At 63.1% G+C, this 2,697-nt stretch carries 1 protein-coding gene; it reads right to left on the bottom strand.

From position 1 onward, the window contains the following. A partial coding sequence (fdhF, locus tag PFY00_RS18930) for a formate dehydrogenase subunit alpha (protein WP_271434172.1) occupies nt 1-2,697 on the bottom strand: 2,697 nt, incomplete at both ends.

Below are 2,697 nucleotides of genomic sequence, written 5' to 3' on the forward strand. Positions count from 1 at the left end.
TTCGACTCTGACGGCTGAGTATTTGAACTCTGGTATTTTTCCGTAAGGGTCGAGTGCTGGGTTTGTGAGGATGTTTGCGGCGGCTTCGACGTATGCGAAGGGCAGGAAGACCATGTCCTGCGCGACGGCTCTGTCGGCGCGGGCCATGACTTCGACTTCGCCGCGGCGGGTGATGAGCCGGACCTTTTCGCCCGGTTCGACCCGCAGTTTGCGCAGGGTCGCGGGATGCAGCGAGCAATTGGCTTCGGGCTCGACCGCGTCCAGCACCGTGGCGCGGCGGGTCATCGAGCCGGTATGCCAGTGTTCCAGCTGGCGGCCGGTGGTCAGGATCATCGGGAAGCGTTCGTCCGGGATCTCGGCCGGCGGGGTCACCCGGGCCGGGGCAAAGCGCGCGCGTCCGGCCCGGCGCGGGAACCCGTCGCCAAAGACCACCGCCGCGCCCGGATCATCCGGCCCCGAGGTCGGATAGGTCACCGCGTTCTCGGCCTCCAGCCGCTTCCAGGTGATGTGATGCAGCGAGCGCATCGACATCTTCATCTCGTCAAAAACTTCGCGCGGATCGTCATAGTCCCAGTCCAGCCCGATGCGCCGGGCCATCTCCACCAGAACCGCCCAGTCTTCGCGCGCCTCGCCCGGGGGCGGCACGGCCTGCCGCGCCACCTGCACCTGGCGGTTCGTGTTGGTCACCGTGCCGGTCTTTTCCGGGAAGGCCGAAGCCGGCAGGATCACATCAGCAAAGTTCGCCGTCTCGGTCAGGAAGATATCCTGCACCACCAGATGATCGAGCTGCGCCAGCGCCTTGCGCGCATGCTCCACGTCCGGGTCGCTCATCGCCGGGTTCTCACCCAGGATATACATGCCCTTGATCTCGCCGCGGTACACACGGTCCATGATCTCGACCACCGTCAGGCCGGGGGTTTCCTGGATCTCGGCACCGCGCCAGATATGCTTGAACAGCGAGCGCACCTCGGGATCGGTCACCGACTGGTAATCCGGAAGCACCTGCGGGATCAGGCCCGCGTCCGAGGCCCCCTGCACGTTGTTCTGCCCGCGCAACGGATGCAGCCCGGTGCCCGAGCGCCCCACCTGCCCGCACAGCAGCGCCAGCGAGATCAGGCAGCGCGCGTTGTCCGTGCCGTGGATGTGCTGCGACACGCCCATGCCCCAGAAGATCATTGCCCGCTGCGCGCCCGCATATTTGCGGGCCACCGTGCGGATCTCGTCCGGGTCGATCCCGCACAGCTCGCTCATGCGTTCGGGCGTGAAGGCCCGGATGTGATCGCGGAACTCGAAGAACCCCTCGGTAAAGCCCTCGATGTACTGACGATCATAAAGCTTTTCTTCGACGATCACGTTCATGATCGCGTTCAGCAAAGCCACGTCCGTGCCCGGACGGAACTGCAGCATATGCGCCGCGTGCCGCTTCATCGCCGTGCCGCGCGGATCCATGATGATCAGATCACCCCCACGCTTGGCAAACTGCTTGAAGAAGGTCGCCGCAACCGGGTGGTTCTCGGTCGGGTTGGCCCCGATCACGATCGCCAGATCGGCATTCTCGATCTCGTTGAAGGTCGCCGTCACAGCGCCCGATCCCACGTTCTCCATCAGCGCGGCCACCGATGACGCATGGCACAGGCGCGTGCAGTGGTCGACGTTGTTGTGCCCAAAGCCCTGACGGATGAACTTCTGGAACAGATAGGCTTCCTCGTTGGTGCACTTGGCACTGCCAAAGCCCGCAACCGATGCACCCCCGTAAAACGACCGCAGATCCGCAAGCCCATGCGCCGCGCGGTCCAGAGCCTCTTCCCAGCTCGCCTCGCGGAAGTGCGTGAACGGGTTCGACGGATCCACGTTCAGACCCTTTTCCGGCGCATCCTCGCGCCGCACCAGCGGCACGGTCAGACGGTGCGGATGGTGAATGTAGTCAAAGCCAAAGCGCCCCTTGACGCAAAGCCGGCCCTCGTTCGCAGGCCCGTTGATGCCTTCGACGTATTTGACCTTGCCATCCTTGACCTTGACGCTGACCTGGCAGCCAACACCGCAAAACGGGCAGACGCTCTGGGTCTCGCTGTCAAAATCCTTGCTGTCACCCTGCTGCGCCTCGTTCACAACCGAAGACGGCATCAGTGCACCCGTCGGGCAGGCCTGAACGCATTCACCGCAGGCCACGCAGGTGCTGTCCCCCATGGGATCGGCAAAATCAAAGGTCGGATAGGCATCATGGCCACGGCCAGACATCCCGATAACATCGTTCACCTGAACTTCGCGGCAGGCCCGCACACAAAGACCACACTGGATGCAGGCATCCAGGTTCACGCTCATGGCAACATGGCTGTCGTCCAGCAGCGGAATACGCTCCTTCTCAAGCGCCGGAAACCGAGAATGTTCAACCCCGTTCTCTGCCGCCATATCCCAAAGATGGCTCGAACGGTCATGCGCCTCAGCCTGATCCGGCTGATCCGCAACCAGCAGCTCCATAACCATCTTGCGCGCAGACTGCGCACGCGCGGAAGACGTCCGAACAACCATCCCCTCAACAGGCTCGCGAACACAAGACGCAGCCAACGTCCGCTCACCCTCAATCTCAACCATACAAGCACGACAGTTCCCGTCCGCGCGATAACCACCCTCAGGCTTGTGACACAAATGCGGAAGACGAAAACCACGACCAGCACAAACATCCCAAAGCGTCTGACC

It is taken from the genome of Thalassococcus lentus (assembly GCF_028023555.1).
In the GTDB taxonomy this organism is placed as follows: domain Bacteria; phylum Pseudomonadota; class Alphaproteobacteria; order Rhodobacterales; family Rhodobacteraceae; genus Thalassococcus_A; species Thalassococcus_A lentus.